Source organism: Mycobacterium bourgelatii (assembly GCF_010723575.1).
GTDB classification, from domain to species: domain Bacteria; phylum Actinomycetota; class Actinomycetes; order Mycobacteriales; family Mycobacteriaceae; genus Mycobacterium; species Mycobacterium bourgelatii.
Window position 1 is genome coordinate 3,448,580 of the sequence record NZ_BLKZ01000001.1, and the last position, 17,474, is coordinate 3,466,053.

6 protein-coding genes and 4 pseudogenes are annotated in these 17,474 nt (G+C 66.4%); 4 read left to right on the top strand and 6 right to left on the bottom strand.

Translation table 11 applies throughout. The features are described 5' to 3' along the window. Positions 1-9: 9 nt before the first annotated feature. Positions 10-636, top strand: a complete 627-nt coding sequence (locus tag G6N68_RS15050; protein WP_163713630.1) for a TetR/AcrR family transcriptional regulator — start codon at positions 10-12, stop codon at positions 634-636. Positions 637-697: 61 nt separating this feature from the next. Here G6N68_RS15050 and G6N68_RS15055 read toward each other — a convergent pair whose 3' ends face one another. The 5 genes and pseudogenes from G6N68_RS15055 to G6N68_RS15075 all read right to left on the bottom strand — a co-directional run bounded on the left by G6N68_RS15055 (position 698) and on the right by G6N68_RS15075 (position 10,665). After that, a complete protein-coding gene (locus G6N68_RS15055) occupies positions 698-2,590 on the bottom strand; it encodes a PE family protein (protein ID WP_163713633.1) in 1,893 nt (630 codons plus the stop codon). A gap of 630 nt (positions 2,591-3,220) precedes the next feature. Next, positions 3,221-5,058, bottom strand: a pseudogene (locus G6N68_RS31510) (PE family protein). Between the two features lie 124 nt (positions 5,059-5,182). Then, a pseudogene (locus G6N68_RS15065) lies at positions 5,183-6,578 on the bottom strand (IS1380 family transposase). 1,484 nt (positions 6,579-8,062) lie between these two features. Next, a pseudogene (locus G6N68_RS15070) lies at positions 8,063-9,448 on the bottom strand (IS1380 family transposase). 74 nt (positions 9,449-9,522) lie between these two features. Continuing rightward, positions 9,523-10,665, bottom strand: a complete 1,143-nt coding sequence (locus tag G6N68_RS15075) for a transposase (protein WP_240355484.1) — start codon at positions 10,663-10,665, stop codon at positions 9,523-9,525. Positions 10,666-11,007: 342 nt separating this feature from the next. On the opposite strand from G6N68_RS15075, the pseudogene G6N68_RS15080 reads away from it, so the two are divergent. The 3 genes and pseudogenes from G6N68_RS15080 (at position 11,008) to G6N68_RS15090 (ending at position 14,899) form a co-directional block, all read left to right on the top strand. Beyond that, positions 11,008-12,216 (top strand): annotated as a pseudogene (locus G6N68_RS15080) (IS110 family RNA-guided transposase). A 318-nt stretch (positions 12,217-12,534) separates the two neighbouring features. Beyond that, entirely contained in the window at positions 12,535-14,097 is a 1,563-nt protein-coding gene (locus G6N68_RS15085; RefSeq protein WP_163718638.1) for an HNH endonuclease signature motif containing protein, read from the top strand. 259 nt (positions 14,098-14,356) lie between these two features. Beyond that, entirely contained in the window at positions 14,357-14,899 is a 543-nt protein-coding gene (locus G6N68_RS15090) for a DUF2243 domain-containing protein (protein ID WP_163713636.1), read from the top strand. 8 nt (positions 14,900-14,907) lie between these two features. Here G6N68_RS15090 and G6N68_RS15095 read toward each other — a convergent pair whose 3' ends face one another. Further along, the gene (locus G6N68_RS15095) at positions 14,908-17,469 is read right to left on the bottom strand and encodes a sugar epimerase family protein (protein ID WP_163713639.1); all 2,562 of its coding nucleotides are present in this window, start codon (positions 17,467-17,469) and stop codon (positions 14,908-14,910) included. Positions 17,470-17,474: the final 5 nt, after the last annotated feature.

Consider the following 17,474-nt stretch of genomic DNA (forward strand, 5'->3'; position numbering starts at 1 on the left):
GGGACGACGATGACCGCGGTTGAGGATCGACCATTGCGAGCCGATGCGGCCCGTAACGTCGACCGCATCGTGCGCGCCGCGCGCGACGTCTACCGCGAACTGGGTGCCGACGCACCGATCGAGGCCATCGCCCGCCGCGCTGGCGTCGGCGAACGCACCCTGTACCGCAGATTTCCGGCCAAGGCCGATCTGGTCAGGGCCACACTGGAAAGCATCGCCGAGGGTCTCACCCCGACGATCGAGGATGCCCGTCGAGCCGACGACCCAGTGGACGGGATCGCCCGACTGCTCGAAGCGGCGATATCGCTTGCGTCGCAGGAACACCACTTACTGACCGCGGCCCACCAGGCCGGCTCACTGACCATGGACATCTCGGCCGAGCTTGATGACGCGCTCGCCGAGCTTGCACGCCGCGGTCAAGAGGCCGGCCTCATTCGCAACGACTTGGTTGCCGACGATCTGCCGCGTTTGATCGCGATGCTGCACAGCGTGTTATGGACGATGGAACCGGGCAGCGACAGCTGGCGACGTTATCTCGCTTTGGTTTTGGACGCGATATCCACGCGTCCGGCACAGCCGTTGCCCCCGGCGCCACCGTTCCGCTATGACACCGAATCGAGCGGTTGGCCTTTGTAAAAGGTGTTGTAGCAGGTGTTGAGGGCGGCGACCGGCGTGCGGTTTCCCGACCCCGCCCCGCTTAACCGAACAGCGTGCCGCCCTTGCCCGAAGTTCCGTTGGGCCCAGCTTTGCCATTACCAGTGGGTGGGATGCCGCTAAGGCCGCCAGGGCCGCCGACTCCGGCGGCACCGCCGGGGCCGACCAGTTGGGCGTTGCCGCCGTTGCCGCCGGCTCCGCCATTACCTCCTAAGCCGAACGGGTTGTCGTTCATGCCGCTCCCGCGCGCCGCGCCGTTTCCGCCGCTTCCGCCATCGCCGCCGCGGCCACCAGCGCCGTAGACACCGCCGCCCGCGCCGCCGTTCCCACCGGCGCCACCGACGTTCCCGTTCCCACCGGCCCCACCGTTACTCCAAGTGGCCATAGGGCTGTCGACATTGAGAAAACCGTTGCCGCCCTTGCCGCCGTTTCCGCTGGCGCCGCCGCTGCCGCCGGCTCCACCGTCGCCGAACAGCTGTCCGGCAGCGCCACCGTGCCCGCCGGAACCTCCGGCGCCGGCATGACCGCCCGCGCCTCCCTCCCCCGTTTTCACGGTGTCTCCGCCAGAGCTACCGCCATTACCACCGACCCCCCCGGAGCCCCCGACTCCGCCGGCACCACCGGCACCGCCGTTGCCGGTCAGCCAGCCGCTCCTGCCGCCGCCGCCGCCAGCGCCGGCGGCACCGCCATCACCGGCGGCCCCTCCCTTACCCCCCTGCCCGCCCGCCGCGGGACCGAAGCCACCCGCGCCGCCGGCTGCACCGGCGCCACCGTCACCGCCGGCGCCACCCGCGCCACCGGTACCGGATATCCAGCCACCATTTCCGCCAGTACCACCTGCGCCGGCAGCACCGCCGTCACCACCGGCACCGCCGCTGCCGGCGATGCTGTCATCCGCCACCGCCGGCGCCCCAGCACCACCGGCACCCCCGGTACCACCGTCGCCGCCGCGGCCGGCGTTGCCGCCGTTGCCGAACAGCCCGCGCGCCTCGCCGCCGTGACCACCGGCCCCACCGTCACCCCCGGTACCGCCGGCGCCGCCGGCGGCGTTGAATCCGGTGTTGCCGCCACCCTTGCCGGCTGCTCCGCCATAACCGCCGGCTCCGCCCTGGCCCCCATCCCCGCTGATCCAGCCGCCAGCCCCGCCGTTGCCACCTATGCCGCCCACGCCGCCGGTGCCGCCATCGCCGACGACGGTGCCGTCGGGCTGATTGAATCCTGCCCCGCCCGTGCCACCGGCACCGCCGGCGCCGCCGTTGCCGAACAGTCCCGCGGCCCCGCCGTGACCACCGTTACCGCCGTTGCCACCGGTGGGGAAGGCCGGGAGGGCCGCGCCAGCGGTACCGGCTCCGCCCGCCCCACCGGCACCCCCGTTACCCCATAGCCATCCGCCGGCTCCACCATTGCCGCCGTTGGCACCAGGCCCGCCCGCACCGCCGTTGCCGCCGTTACCGAACAACCCCGCCGCACCACCGTTGCCACCAACGGCTCCCGCGGCGGTTTGGGAGTAGCCGTGACCGCCGTTACCCCAAAGCAGCCCGCCCGCACCGCCATTCGGATTGGCCGCGGTCCCATTGGCACCATCGCCAATCAGCGGGCGCCCCAACAACGTCTGCGTGGGGGCGTTAATCAACCCCAACAGAACTTGTTCGGCGTTTGTCGCCTCGGCCTGGACGTACGCACCGCTTGCCGCCTGTAGCGCCTGGACAAATCGTTCGTGGTACTGCGCCGCCTGGGCGCCCAGTTGCTGATAGCTCTGCGCGTAACCGGAAAACACCGCCGCAACGGCAGCCGATACCTCGTCCGCACCGGCAGCGGCCAACGCCGTGGTCGGCACCGCCGCGGCCGCGTTGGCCACACTGACGCTCGATCTTATGCCGGCCAATTCTGTTGCCGCGCTGAGTAGTTCAGCTGGAGACACGAGCACGAACGACATTGCGGTTTCTCCCCTCTGAAGGCACGGACATTGGCATTTTGCATAATAACGCGCGTCACGTTTTTCGGAAGCTACTCGAGTAGCGCACTCATAGGCCGACGGGGCGGCATTCTGCTAAATCGGTTGTGATCCGCCTGTATTGACGCTTGATGCAACCATTGTCGTTGCGTCACTCAATCACTCGACGTGCGTAGAAGTGGTCGTCAGACTCGTCGTTCTCATCGCCAGCAGCGACCGCCAGGAGGTGAATTGCGTAGTTGCACTTAGTAACAAGCTAAGGCTACCCGACGGCTGCCACGGATCTAACCGTGGTCATCTAGCGACCAAACACTCTATTTACGGCCGGTCAAAATGGTAGGAGCCGAAGCTTTGTCCTTCCGATCTTGAACATGTCGATTTCGTCTACAGCGATTAAATTCTACTCTGCCGCAATACAACTCGCAGTCCTGCGCATGACCTTATCGATTTCCCTCATCCCGCGGGCTTGGCGAGCGTCGTGTCGTCATCCAAGACATCGCATCGCCCAATTCAACAGTTCCGGCGCCTATTGCGGATACGGCCGCAACTGGGCACGCCCGGGGCAGCGGGCACCCGGTTGCGTTAAGTGGCCGATCGTTTCAGACGAAGCGGTTACCCAACGACGCCAGGCGGACCGAACAGCGTTCCGCCCTTCCCGGGGGTTCCGTCATCCCCCGGTTGGCCGGATGGCGACCCGGTACCGCCGGTGCCGGCAACCCCGGCGGTTCCGCCAGAGCCGACCAGTTGCGCGTCGCCGCCATTGCCGCCGGCTCCGCCATCACCTCCCTCGCCGTCACTGTTCACGGGGAGCCCATCTCCGCGTAGACCGCCCGCGCCACCGCTTCCGCCGTCGCCGCCGCGACCGCCAATGCCGAAACCGCCCGCAGCGGCGCCGCCGTTGCCACCGGTTCCCCCGACATTGCCATCCCCACCGGCCCCACCCCAACCCGACAGTTGGGGCTGATTGACGTTGATCGGGCCGTTGCCACCTTTACCGCCGTCTCCGCTGGCCCCGCCTTTGCCGCCGGCTCCACCGTCGCCGAACAGTTGTCCGGCAGCCCCACCGTGCCCGCCGGAGCCTCCGGCGCCGGCGTTACCGCCCGTCCCGCCGGAGCCCCATTGCGAGATTGCACCGCCGCTGTTGCCATTACCGCCAGTCCCCCCGGCGCCCCCGGCGCCGCCCGCACCACCGACGCCGCCGGTGCCGATCAGCCAGCCGCTCCGACCGCCGCCACCGCCATCGCCAGCGTTGCCGCCGGACCCTGCAGTGCCTCCCGACCCACCCGCAAAGTTGCCGGCGCCACCCTTGCCGCCGCCACCACCGAGGCCGCCGTCACCGCCAGCGCCACCCGCGCCACCGTTACCCGATACCCAGCCACCATTGCCGCCGGTACCACCAGCGCCAGCGGCACCACCATCGCCAGCGGCGCCGCCAGTGCCACCCTCCCCGTTACCGTTTGACGGCCCAAAACCACCAGCTCCTCCGGCGCCACCATCGCCGCCCCGGCCGGCATTGCCGCCGCTACCGAACAACCCGCGAGCCTCTCCACCATTGCCGCCGGCCCCACCATCACCTCCGGTACCACCTTTGGCGCCGGTGCCGCTGAATCCCGTGTTGCCGCCACCTTTGCCGGCCGCTCCGCCGTGACCACCGGCTCCGCCATCGCCCCCTTGCCCGCTGATCCAGCCGCCAGCCCCGCCGTTGCCGCCCACGCCACCCACGCCGCCTTTGCCGCCGTCGCCTGCGACGGTGCCGTCGGGCTGATTGAATCCTGCCCCGCCCATGCCACCGGCACCGCCGGCGCCGCCGTTGCCGAACAGTCCGGCCGCCCCGCCGTGACCACCGTTACCGCCGTTGCCACCGGTGGGGAAGGCCGGGAGGGCCGCGCCAGCGGTACCGACTCCACCCGCCCCACCGGCACCTCCGTTACCCCGTAACCATCCGCCGGCTCCACCATTGCCGCCGTTGGCACCAGGCCCACCCGCACCGCCGTTGCCGCCATTACCGAACAACCCGCCGCACCACCGTTGCCACCAACGGCGCCCACCGCGGTTTGGGAAAAGCCGTGACCGCCGTTACCCCAAAGCAAACCGCCAGCACCGCCATTGGGATTGGCCGCAGTGCCATTGGCACCATCGCCAATCAGCGGCCGCCCCAACAACGTCTGCGTGGGGGCGTTAATCAACCCCAACAGAACTTGTTCGACGTTCGCAGCTTCCGCCTGAAGGTAACCACCGCTGGCCGCTTGCAAAGCCTGGACGAACCGTTCGTGGTACTGCGCCGCCTGGGCGCCGAGTTGCTGATAGCTCTGCGCGTAACCGGAAAACGCCGCCGCAACAACCGCCGATACCTCGTCGGCACCAGCGGCAGCCAACGCCGTGGTCGGCACCGCCGCCGCCGCATTAGCCTCGATTTTTCGTCGAGGGTGATTTCGGTCGGACTTGGCGATGGGGTGCGTGGTGTCTGGGGTTTGTGTGGTTTAGGGCGTGTTGGGGTTGTCCCGTGTCGCCGGGTTGGCGGGCTTTCCCAGGGCCGGTGGTCTTTCGTGCTCGGTTGGTCAGCTGGGTTGTCGGTCAACCGAAGGCGGTGCGGATGTGTTGCCATGCGGTGGCGATGGCTGCGGCCCATCGCCAGGTGGCGTCGATGCGTAGTCGGGTTCGGCGGGCGCCGCGGGTGATGCGGGCTGCGACGTGCAGGACTCGGTAGCGGAAGGTAGCGATCTCGGCACGGGTCAGGCCGGGGTGGCCGGTGAATCCGATGAGCTGGCACCAGGTGACCAGATCGGCTGCGGCCAAGACGATTTCCAGCCAGGCGGCGTTGGCGTCGAATGCCTGACACGGCAGGTTGCGCAGGCCGGTGGCTTTGAGTTCGCGGATGCGGTCTTCGACGCGGGCGTGTTGGCGGTGGCGTAGTTCCAGACCTGCCACCTGGCGGCGACCACCGGGCGGTGTGTCGGTGATGAACGCGGTGACCCGCATCCCGTCGGCGTCGGTGAACCGCAACTGCGCACCCGGATGGGCCCTTTCCTTGCGCAGGATCAGCCGGGTCCCCGCCGCCACGATGACAGGTTGACCAGGTTGGTGGCCTCGGCGACCCAGGCGCCCTCGCGGATACCACCGTCGGTGTCGATCGCCGGATACCAGCACTGCCCGATGTTGAGAGTGTCCACAGCGTCCTGCACCCGCCAATCCACGGGTAGCCGAAGGAGAACCCCACGCCGCGGCGCGGCAGGCGTCGGCGAAGTCGTGGGTGGCCCCGGCGGTGTCGCAGCGCACCAGCACCGCCGGCTTGTCGGGGTCGTCGCGATGATCGGGGTCCGGCCGCCATCGCGCCGGCAGGCCGGCCAGTGCCTGCGCTAGGACACTGACGTGGTCAGCTGCGGTGTTGGAGCCCGCGCCACCGGGGCGCAGTAGGCGGCCAGCGCTTCCCCGCCGGCGATCTCGGGCGGTCCACGAAGGCCAGCAGCGGGTGGTGACCGTAGGTCTTTTTCCAGGTCGCCCCTGCCTTCTCCTTGTTATCGGAATGATCGAGGACCAGGGTGGCGTCGATGTCGATGTGCAACCAGCCACCCGGTGCGGCGGCGCCGGCGGCCCAGGCCGCTGCGCGGGCCGCAGCCCGGGCGGCACGCACCCGCGGTAGGTGCGAAGCATCGATGCGCTCATCGATTAGCCGCCACATCGTGGTCGTGGAGGCTTTGGCACCCAGGACATGCTCACGGTCGCCGCACAGTTGTCCGACCGCGTCGATGCAGTCCGCCCCATCGGCGACCGCGGCAGCCAGATCAGCGAACACCTCCCCGGGCGCATACACCCACGGGCCCCGGTAGGTATCTGCCAACGCGGCGGTGACCTGCGCCGATAACCCGCTGCGGTCCGCGAGCTCACGCACCATGGCCATCCCGGCATGCGACACGACACCATAACCGTCGGCGGAAACTTTCACCCGCGACCCGACCGCGATATTCTTCACCTGCGAGGTGCCTTCCCGCTGGAACGACTGAACCCGTAGAGAAGTCCAATTATTCCTTGCAGGACAGGCACTTTCGCATATCTACACCCCGAAACTCACAACGTTTCACGAAAAATCCGGGTTAGCCACACTGACGCTCGATCTAATCCCGGCTAACTCCGTTGCCGCACTGAGCAATTCAGCTGTGGATACGAAGACGAACGACATTGCGGTTCCTCCCCTTCCAAGGAGCTGCCGATATTGGCAATTCTGCTAATAACCACGTCACCGCGCGCTCTGGGAGCACTTTTGCAGCACTCATAGATTGGCGCGCCGCTGGGTGCTGACTTGGGTGTGGGCCGCACCTGTCAGTGGTAAGAAGCAACCATTGTTGTTGCGGCGTATGCCATTCAAGCCCGACGTTATAGAAAATGGTCGCGTGTGCCCTGTCCATGTCGTCGGTGGGTGCCCTCGGCTCGCGAGTTGTGCAGCTAGACGCAGGAACTGCGGCTGGTCACTAAGTTGCTCTCGCGGACGAATTCGTTGCTACTAGCATTTGGAGATCGTGAGTAGCGCGGGGCAAAATGATGCCACCCACTGCTCTGAATTTCGTTCTAAAACTCATGTCGATTTCGTGTACACCTCCTTTGAATTTCTCATGCATGGCTAGGCATGTCTCGTCGCCATGCGCGTGACGGCTCGTTTCACAGGAGGGGCTGACGGGTGGCGTGATTCTTTGGGTTCCACACGCGCGACGAAAAGTGTTGTGTGACCAACAAACCCATGCGCTCTGCAAGCTCGTGGTGCGCGGCGTCGCGCTCGGTCGATCGGCCGGGCAGCTATTCGGTGGCGAGGACGTGATTCCTTGCGGCCAGTCGTCAATGTGGCCCATGGCCACGGGTAACGCCGCGCCGAGAGAGCACGAGGTGGTCAGCACGTGGCACCTCCACGTAGGTCCCTCGTTGATAGCGAGCCGCGGTATCGGCTGCGACGTGTGGTGCGACGAAAAGGTCGCATTCGCCCCGGATTACAAGAACCCGCGTCGTGACAGCGGCGAAGTTGACGGCCGTCGCCTTGTTGCGGTCCAGATACGGCAAAGCTATCTCGAAGAATGCGTGTCCCGATTCGCAGACAAGCTGGTCGAACTCCGCCTGGATACCCTCCTCCGTCTGGGCATTTGCGATCCATCGCCGAAACCGTTGCCACGTTGGGGGAGACGCATGGACGAGCTCAGGCACCGTCATACCTGCGCAGTACAAGTCACTGGACTACAAACGCGCACAGCGTGAGTCGGATGTGTAGCGCGTCATCATCTTGATGCTCCTATCTGTGTTACGGGTCAAGCGGCGTCAATGAGCTGGATCTTTAGCCTCAAACCACCGATGGGCCGTCGTGGTGATTGGTTGAGCCTTTGATCTTGATTCTGGTGACGGTGGACGCGGGGTAGCTGCTGGTCTGCCCAGCTTTTCCTGTGGGGTCCTGGTTGTCGGGTCGTGTGATGATGTTCAGGTTCGTTGTGGGTGGCCGATGATGTTGTGCCACAGGGTGATCCAGGCGGGTTCCCAGGGCCAGTGGGTGGGTAGGTGCAGGATCGGTTTGCGCTGGGGTCGGGCCAGGCGTGCGGGGATGTTGACCAGGTGTCGGCGCAGGGTGGTGCCGCGGGTGTTGCGGTGGCGGGTGCCGGCCAGGGTCGCGGCCGCACGCAACAGGTTATGTGCGATGGCCGCGCAGATCGCCCATGCGCAATTGGCGCCGAAGCGTCCAGAAGGTATGTGAGCCAGGGTCCGTCGATGAGATCTGCGAAGGTGGTTTCGATGATGGCGTGGCGGCGGTGAGTGATGTCAGCGTCGGTGGCGGGCTCGGTGGAGTTGGTGAAGAACGGGTGATACCGCCAGATCGGGAACAGTCCGTCGGGTTGGGTGGCGTCTTTGACACGGCGCACGATCAGGCGGGCGGTGATCGCCTCGGTATCGGATTCGGCCATGGTGTAGGTGGTCTCGGCGACTTCGGCGTCAGAGATCCATGCTCCGGTATCGGGATCGAGTACGGCGCCGGGGTATTTCACCGGGGTCCACGCGCCCTCGGGAATCGCGTCGATGGCGCGTTGCACTGCGGTGTTGCGGGTCAGCACCAGCGAGAACACCGCACCGTAGCGGCGGCAGGTCCGGATCACCGCACGGTTGCCGTAGGCACCGTCACCGCGCACGGTGATCAGCCCGCTCACCCCGGCTGCGCGGGCAGTGGTGATCGCCTGGGCGACCATACGGGCCGCACCTTTGCCGGAGTTGGCTTTGCCGGCGGAGCCGGATCCCGGTCACCACTGGGGCGCGGTGTCGGTACTGACGGTGGTGACCAGAGGCGAGGCCTTTGCGCAGGACCTGCTTGCCGGCGATCTTGGTGTGCCCGTAAGAGGCGCCCTGCTTGGCGTGTCCATAGACTGGGCGCACCAACGAATCGATATCGATGAAGGCACGCACCTGCGCGCCGGGCAGCAGATCGGTCCGTTTGCATAGACCGGCCAGATGCTCGGCCAGCACCGAATCCAACTGGCGGGCATGGCCGAAGGTGAACTCCCGCAACAGAGTTCCCACCGTTGAGGGCGCATACACCCGGTGAAAAAGGGTCTTCATCCCGCCGGCGCGGACCAGGTCGACATCGTCGATGTAGTCCGCGCCCGCGCACATGCTCGCGATCAGGGTGGCCAGTTTCGGGGCGGGGTTGGCCGACCCGGACTTGATCCGAGGTGCCGTGATGTGAATCTTGTTGGCCAACAACTCCGACAGGCCAGCCTGCTCAGCCAAGACCATCACCGGCACCAGGCCCGCGCACGACACGAGATTGTCCTCATCGAATACGGCGGACTGCGGGGTGAAGGTGTGGGACACTCGCACTGGAAGTGCCTTTCTCGAACTGGACCGATTGTTGCCTGAAGAACACCAATCATCCCAGCTCAGAGGGCACTTCCTTATACCGACACCCCGACAGACAGCTCATTCGTCAGTGGATCCAGGTTTAGCCAGCGGCGGTAGTCGGCGGCGAGGGTGTCGTCGCGTTTGAGTCCGCGTTCGAGTCGGGAGATGTCGTTGGGCCAGACGCCGAAGTGGTTGGCGACGGCGCTGAGGGTGATGTTTTTGGCTTGCCGGGCGGGACGTAGGTCGCTGTAGTCATCGATCGGGCAAGGCGCGGTGAGGTGTCGAAACATCTCACGCGCGATGGCGCGTTTGAGCAAGCGCAGGATGTCTTTTTTGGAGCGGCCAGCGGCGAGTTGGCAGGCGGTGTAGTCGCGGGTGCGGGGGTCGTGGGACCAGCGGAGCAGGGCGATGCGGTGCAGTGCGTTGTTGGCGGCGCGGTCTCCGCCGCGGGAAAGCCGGTGGCGGGTGGTCTTTCCTGAGGATGCCGGAATCGGCGCGGCGCCGGCGAGCATCGCGAACGCGGCTTCAGACCGGAGTCGATGAGCGTTGGTGCCGGCGGTAATGAGCAGCTGGGCGGCGGTGTCAGGTCCGACTCCGTAGGCCGCCCTCAGGGCCGGATTGAGTTTCGAGGTCAGGGAATCGAGTTCGGCGGTCAGGTCGCGGTCTTGGCGTTCGAGGAACTCAATGCGCTGGGCCAGCGTTTTGCAGGCGGTCAGTACCGACACCGTGGTCGGATCCTCGTGCGCGGTGGGGTGGCAGCGTGCCAACGCTTCGACCAGTCGCAGGGTGGTCCGGTAGCGGCGGTAGCGCTCGCGCAACTCGGCAGGAGCGGTGACGAGGAGGTCTTTGATCTGCTGAATGGCCGCGGTGCGGGCTTTGATCGCGCCGCGGCGGGCAACCAGCAGTGCTTTGAGTGCCCCGGTGTGGGGGTCTTTTGGCACAGCCAGTCCATGGCCGGCCAGCACCGCCCGGGCGGCGCTGTGGGCGTCTAGGGGGTCGGATTTACCCTGTCGCCTCCGCGCAGACCGATCGGGGCGGTTGACTTCGACGACGTGGATATTGTTGGCCTGCAATGCTTGTGTGAACCCTGCGCCGTAGCTGCTGGTGCCTTCCACGCCGGCACTGACGACCTCGCCCGCTACGGGCCCAGCAGATCGCCGCCCAGTAGCCCGTTGGGTTGGTGCGGAACTCGGCATCGCTGAGCAGTTGACCGGTATCGGTGATCGCGGCCAGGTGGATGGTGTCGAGATGAGTGTCGGCGCCGATGACGATGCGGCGGTCAGATGTCACGATGGTGGTGTCCTTAAGTTCGTAGGTGCAGTTACTTCGTGTTGTTACGTTGTGCTGTGACCCGGGCGGGTCGGGTGAGGTTGTTGGTGTGTTGCCGGCTTGATGGTGCGGCTTGAGAGGACTGGCCGCCCGACCCGCTTGGACTTCTCTGGCCGCTGATTGAGATCTGCGATGTGATCGCTTGTTTAAGGAAATGCTGGCGGGTGGTCCGTGGGGAACATGTTGGCAGACAAGCGAATAGAGGCGAGATGACTGCGGTCCAGTTGTGGGCTGGTGTGGACGTCGGCAAGGAGCATCACTGGGTGTGCGTGGTCGATGACCACGGTGCGGTGGTGCTTTCCCGAAAGTTCGTCAACGACGAGCAACAGATTCGTGGACTTGTTTCCGATGTGGACAAGCTCGGTGGGCAGGTGTCTTGGACAGTGGATCTGACCACCGTCTACGCCACCCTGTTGTTGACGGTGCTCGCCGATGCCGCAAGTCGGTGCGCTATCTGGCGGGCCGCCAGGTGTGGCAGGCCTCGGCGACCTACCGCGGCGGGGAGGCCAAGACCGACGCCAGGACGCGCGGGTGATCGCCGATCAATCCCGGATGCGCGGTGCCGATCTGCCGGTGCTGCACCCCGGCGATGACGTGATCACCGAACTGCGGATGCTGACCGCCCATCGGACTGATCTGGTGGCTGATCGCACCCGCACCATCAACCGGCTGCGTCAACAGCTGGTAGCGGTCTGCCCGGCCCTGGAGCGAGCAGCTCAGCTGACCCAGGATCGTGGTTGGGTGGTGCTGCTGGCGCGCTACCAGCGTCCGAAAGCCATTCGGCAGAGCGGCCTTTCGCGGCTGACGCGGGTGCTGGCCGATGCCCGGGGGTGCGTAACGCCGCTGCAATCGCAGCGGCGGCCGTGGCTGCGGCGAAGACCCAGACGGTGCGCCTGCCGGGCGAAGAAGTCGCCGCTGGGCTGGTCGCACAACTGGCCCAGGAGGTGATCTCCCTCGATGAACGCATCAAGACCACCGACGCCGACATCGAGGGCCGATTTCGCCGCCATCCACTTGCTGAAGTAATCACCAGCATGCCCGGCATGGGATTTCGGCTCGGCGCCGAATTCCTGGCCGCTGTTGGTGACCCCGCCCTGATCGAGTCGGCTGACCAACTCGCGGCGTGGGCCGGGCTGGCCCCGGTCTCTCGCGACTCGGGGAAACGCACTGGACGCCTGCACACTCCGAAGCGCTACAGCCGACGACTGCGCCGGGTCATGTACATGTCCGCGCTCACCGCCATCCGCTGCGACCCGCTTTCCAAGGCCTATTACCAGCGCAAACGGAACGAAGGAAAACGACCGATCGCGGCCACCATCTGCCTGGCGCGACGCCGCACCAACGTCCTCTACGCGCTCATCCGTGACAACCGCACCTGGCAACCCGACTCACCCCCAATCACACAGTCGGCGGCTTGACATCTTCATTGAGAGTCCTCTCCTGCATATGAACCTGCGGTGGGTGACAACCCGGTAGGGCGGGCAGACAAGACATTGATGAGGCAGCGGACAGGCTCCTGATTAAGTCATGTCCGCCCTGCCAGGGCTGCTGTGGTACTTGCCCGCACGTCGCCGGTGAGACAAATCAATTGGAAGACAGCCCAGCAGGACGTCAGTCAGTGCGCGTGTCATCACCGGCAGCGAACGAGCAAGACCATCCTCACCCGAACTCGGTTAACAGGATCAATGTCAGTCCCGCTGGCTAGAATCGAAAGTATGTTTGACTCCCAGTTGTCGATGTTCGACGATCCGCAGCCCGCGCCGTCGAAGGCTCGGTTGACCGAGCGGGTGGTGCCGCAAGAGGCGTTGGCGTGGCTGGATGAGAGTTTGGTGCGGCGGGAGGCGTTGCTGTCCACGACCGCGGAGACCACGAAGTGGCTGGATCGGGTGCGGGCGGCGGCGCGGGTGGAGAATCAGGCCGCGGCCGCGCAGTTGGTGGCGATCGGGGAGTTGTTCGCCCAACGGTTCGCCGACTGTGGGTGTGATGAGGACTGGGCCATCGATGCGATGGCCGCGGTCGCCGCGGAGGTGGGGGCGGGGCTGCGGATCAGTCGGGGGCTGGCTTTGAGCCGGCTGCATTATGCGCGGGTGATGCGTGAGCGCCTGCCCAAGACCGGGGAGGTGTTTGGTGCCGGCGACATCGACTTCCGTGCTTTTATCACGATCGCCTATCACACTGATGCGATCGAGGACCCGGAGATCCTGGCCCGCGTCGATGAGTTGATCGCCGCCAACGTGGGGCGTTGGCCGTCGCTGACCCGGGGTCGGTTGGCCGCGCAGGTGGACAAGATCGTGGCCGGCCAGGACCGCGATGCGCTGCGCCGGCGCGACCAGCAGCACACGGATCGGCAGGTGTGGATCGGCGGGGATCAGGACGGCATCTCGCGCATCGAGGGGTTCTTCCTGACCCCCGACGCCCACGCCCTGGACAAGCGGCTGTCGGCGCTGGCGGGCACCGTGTGTGCGCATGATCCGCGTAGCCGGGAGCAGCGCCGCGCTGATGCGTTGGGGGCACTGGCGGCCGGGGCGGACCGGCTGGTGTGTCACTGTCAACGCGCCGATTGCACCGCTGGTGGGAAGAAGCCGGCCTCGCCGGTGGTCATCCACGTCATCGCCGAACAAGCCACCCTCAACGGCGCCGGCACCACCCCGGCCTGCGAGGTCCGCGCCGACGGGCTGATCACCCCTGAGCTGGTGGCTGAGTTGGCTCACACCGCGGCCGTGGTGCCGTTGGCTCATCCCGGCGACACCGCGCCGGAACCGCATTATCGGCCGTCGGCGGGGTTGGCGGATTTCCTCAAGTGCCGGGATCTGACGTGTCGGTGGCCGGGGTGTGAGGTGTCGGCCTGGGACTGCCAGCTCGATCACACCATCCCCTATGCCCAGGGTGGGCCCACGCATGCGGGGAACATGAAGTGTTACTGCACTTTTCATCATTTGGTGAAGACATTTGTGGGCTGGACCGAACAACAGTTGGCTGATGGCACCCTGATCCTGACGTCCCCGAGCGGGGACACCCACGTCACCACCCCGGGCAGCGCGTTGCTGTTCCCCAGCCTGTGCCGGCCGGTGGGGGGCATGCCTCGTCTCGAGGTCAAGGGCCACGAGGACTACTGCGGGCAGCGCGCCGCGATGATGCCCCGCCGGCGCCGCACCCGCGCCCAAGACCGCGCCACACGGATCAAGGCCGAACGCAAACGCAACCGCCAAGCCCGCGCCAAGATCCGCATCTTCAGCATGACCGGCGAACTCGTACAAGGCCCACCGCTGGACCCCGACGACGAACCCCCACCGTTCTAGCGGCGGGGCGTCGTAAACACTTCATCTCAGTCGCATCTGCAGCCGCTGCCGCACGGCCATCACCCGCTGACGCGAACTGCGCGCATTTGGCGACCCGGGTGACAGTGGCTTTGACGAGCCAGCTGAGCCAACGGCCGGGCAGGCACACCTCCATACGTTCGGCGGCAACGCGGATGGCGGCCGACAACCGCTCAGCCCTTAGATGTCGCGCAGCGCCCACTGGCGTTTCAACGACCAATCAACGGGTACGTCAGGCGCTATGGCGGCCCCCACCACGAGTGATCGTTTCGCGGCGGTGAAAACGCCGCGGGTCCTGCCAGGTGTACTGCTCGGGCTTGGCCTCGGCGGCTTCATTGACGGCATCGTTCTGCACGAAATTCTCCAGTGGCATCACATGGTCAGCCATGTCGAGGACTATCCGACCGATACTCTGGCGGGACTACAGGCCAACACCGTCGCCGACGGCGTGTTCCACGTTGCCGCATGGTTGCTCGTTATGGCAGGAACAACGTTGACGGTTCTGTCATGGCGGGAGCGCCGCGTTGCGCCGAACTGGTCATTTCACTTCGGCCTTCTCGTTATGGGTTGGGGAATTTTCAACGTCATAGAGGGACTGATCGACCATCAGATCCTCCAGATTCACCATGTGCGGGATGACCTCGGCGCGCCCTTGTCCTGGGACATCGGCTTCTTGATCTTCAGCGTGCTGTTGGTTGTAGTCGGCTGGCTGCTGTACAAGCGAGGCGCCCGCCAGTTGGAATCGCAGTCGATAACGCGGGACCCAAGCGTCGGGAACCGCTGATAGAACGGCTACGGCGAATCCAGCAGCCGGATTTCCCCCGTTGAGCCGTCGACCTCGACCATGGCTCCCTGCTGCAGCCGCCGAGTGGCGCCCTGCACGTCGACCACACAGGGAAACCCGAACTCCCGGGCGACCACTGCGGCATGCGACATCGGGCCGCCGAGTTCGGTCACCACGGCGGCGGCGTAACAGAAGGCGGCGGTGTAGCCCACGTCGGTGACCTCGGCGACCAGGATCTCGCCGGGCTCAAGGTCGTCGATGGTTTCCGGACGCACGATGCGGACCCGACCCCGGACCTTTCCGCCGCAGACCCCGACGCCGCGCAGGACGTCCCCATCGGCCATAACCGTTGCCTCGATGGCAACCGGCTCCCAACTCCCGCTGAACACGGTGGGCGGAATGACCGCCGCCAACCGGTGCTGCTCGGCGCGGCGCCGCGCCACCAGCTCGGAAACGTTGTCCGGCAGTGCATCGAGCTCGTCGACCAAGAGGTAGAACACATCCTCGGGGGCGGCGAAAACACCGGCGTCGGTCAGGCGACGACCGTACTCACGAAGCAGGCCACGAAGCACCCAGATCGCCCGAACCATCTTGTCGCGACGGACTTCCCGATCCCGAAGCTGACGCGCGGCCAGCACCGCAACAGGCCTGGCCCGCAAGGGAATCGACGGCGGCGGTGGCGGCGGGGTGGGCGGGGCATCCAACGCCTTGGCCACCATCCTGATCAGCAGCTCGGGATCGTCGGCATAACTGGTCGACAGCATCTCGACCTCAGCGGGCCCACGGTGCCCCATCAAAGCCAGTTCGCGAAGCACCGCGGCATGGAACTCCGGCGAATCCACGGCAAGCTTGTCCAGCCGCTCCCCCGGTTCGGCCAGCAACTGTGTCACGGCCGGGTCCCGCCTGGCGGCCTGAACCAGGCGCTGCACGGCTTCCACCGAACGCGCACTGACCAATTCAGGCCCGGCCGCCGGCGCGGTGTCTCGGCCAACCAGAGCGCGCAACAACACGTTGTACGCAGCACACAACATGAAAGAACCGGAGGCCAAGAGCCATCCGTGTACGACGTGGTCGCGGGCCAGCAGGATCAGACTGAGCAACCGCCGGTCGTCGAGCTTTGCGACATCGCCGGCGAGCCGCTCCAGCCGGTCGACATCGTCGAGGTAGTCACTGGTATCCCGACGCGAACCCGCGCTCAGGCCAACAAGATTGACGCCGAAGACGCCGATGTTGCGCAGGGTGCGCAACTGCTTGGCGAGCCGTCCGGACTGCGCCGACGGCGGCTTCTCGTCACCGAAGATCGGCAGCGAGGCCATGCTGGGGCCGAAGAACCCGCTGTTGCTCACGATCATCGCGGGCTTGGCGAACGGCACCGTCTCCGCCATGAAATGCGCCGAGGTAATCGCTCCATAGAGCCGGTGGGCGAAGACGGCCACCGTGCGCATGGCCATTTCCCGCTGGACCACACCGCCCGGCCGTAGTCGCTCGGCGATCGCCACTCCGCCGGCCCGCAGGCCGCGCACCGTGACCGACGCCGACGACGGCGAAAACGGGCCGGGCAGCGCTTCGGACAGGTTGGTGGCCAGGAACGTCGGGAAGCGTGGGTCGATCGGCGTATCGAATTCGCCGTTAACCCCTTGTGGCCCAGCCAGTTTAGGCAACACGCCGTCCGCGGCCGGGGCATCGACGGCGGGCAGGTCCGGGATGTTGGCCAGCCGCCAGGGCAGCGACACCACTCGTGTGCCGAACGAAACCCTCCCCCGCACCGCCAACCCGAAGTCGGCCAGGCATTCCTCCGCGGACCACGCCGGTTCGAATCCCCACTCGTCACGCAACCGGGAAACGTCCATCAGCGGCGCACCCGTCACCGAATCGAATTCGGCGAACGACGGCAGGGCTCTGGCGCCGACCGCCACCATCGGCCGACCGAGTGCAGCCGCGATTTGCCCAAACGTCACCGTCTCCCTGGCGGCGAGATCAACGGAACCGCCACGCGATTCGGGATCCAGAACCACCCGCGTCAAGAACCGAAGGACATCGTCGGGGTGAACCACTTGCATGGGACGATCGGCAAGCGCCCGGGGAAACGCCGGCGAGGCAAACAACCGGCGTACCCAGTTGTCAACCCCGCGGCCGACGATGAGCGCCGAGCGCACGGCCACCCACTGGCGCCCGGATTCGGCCAGCATGTGCTCGACCTCGTGCTGATGGGAACCCTCGACCGAGGTTCCGTAGACGTGCGCGGAACCGGTGAAGACGATGCGTCCGGCACCCGTCTCGGCCATCGCCCGCAACACGTTGCGGGTGCCATCGATGTTCACTGCGTGAGCGATCCGGCCTTCCGACCCGACCGTGCGGGCCCACGCGCAGTGCACGACGACATCGGCACCGGCGATCGCGCGACCGACCGTGGCCGAATCCCGGATGTCGCCCACCACGAAAGTCGCCGAACTGGACCAACTGTCGGGTCGGTGGCGGGCGAGGCCGACGACCTCATGGCCCTGGCTGAGCAACCTGGCAGCCAGCCCGCGGCCCAGTACGCCGCTGGCCCCCGTGATCGCGATTCTCACGTGTC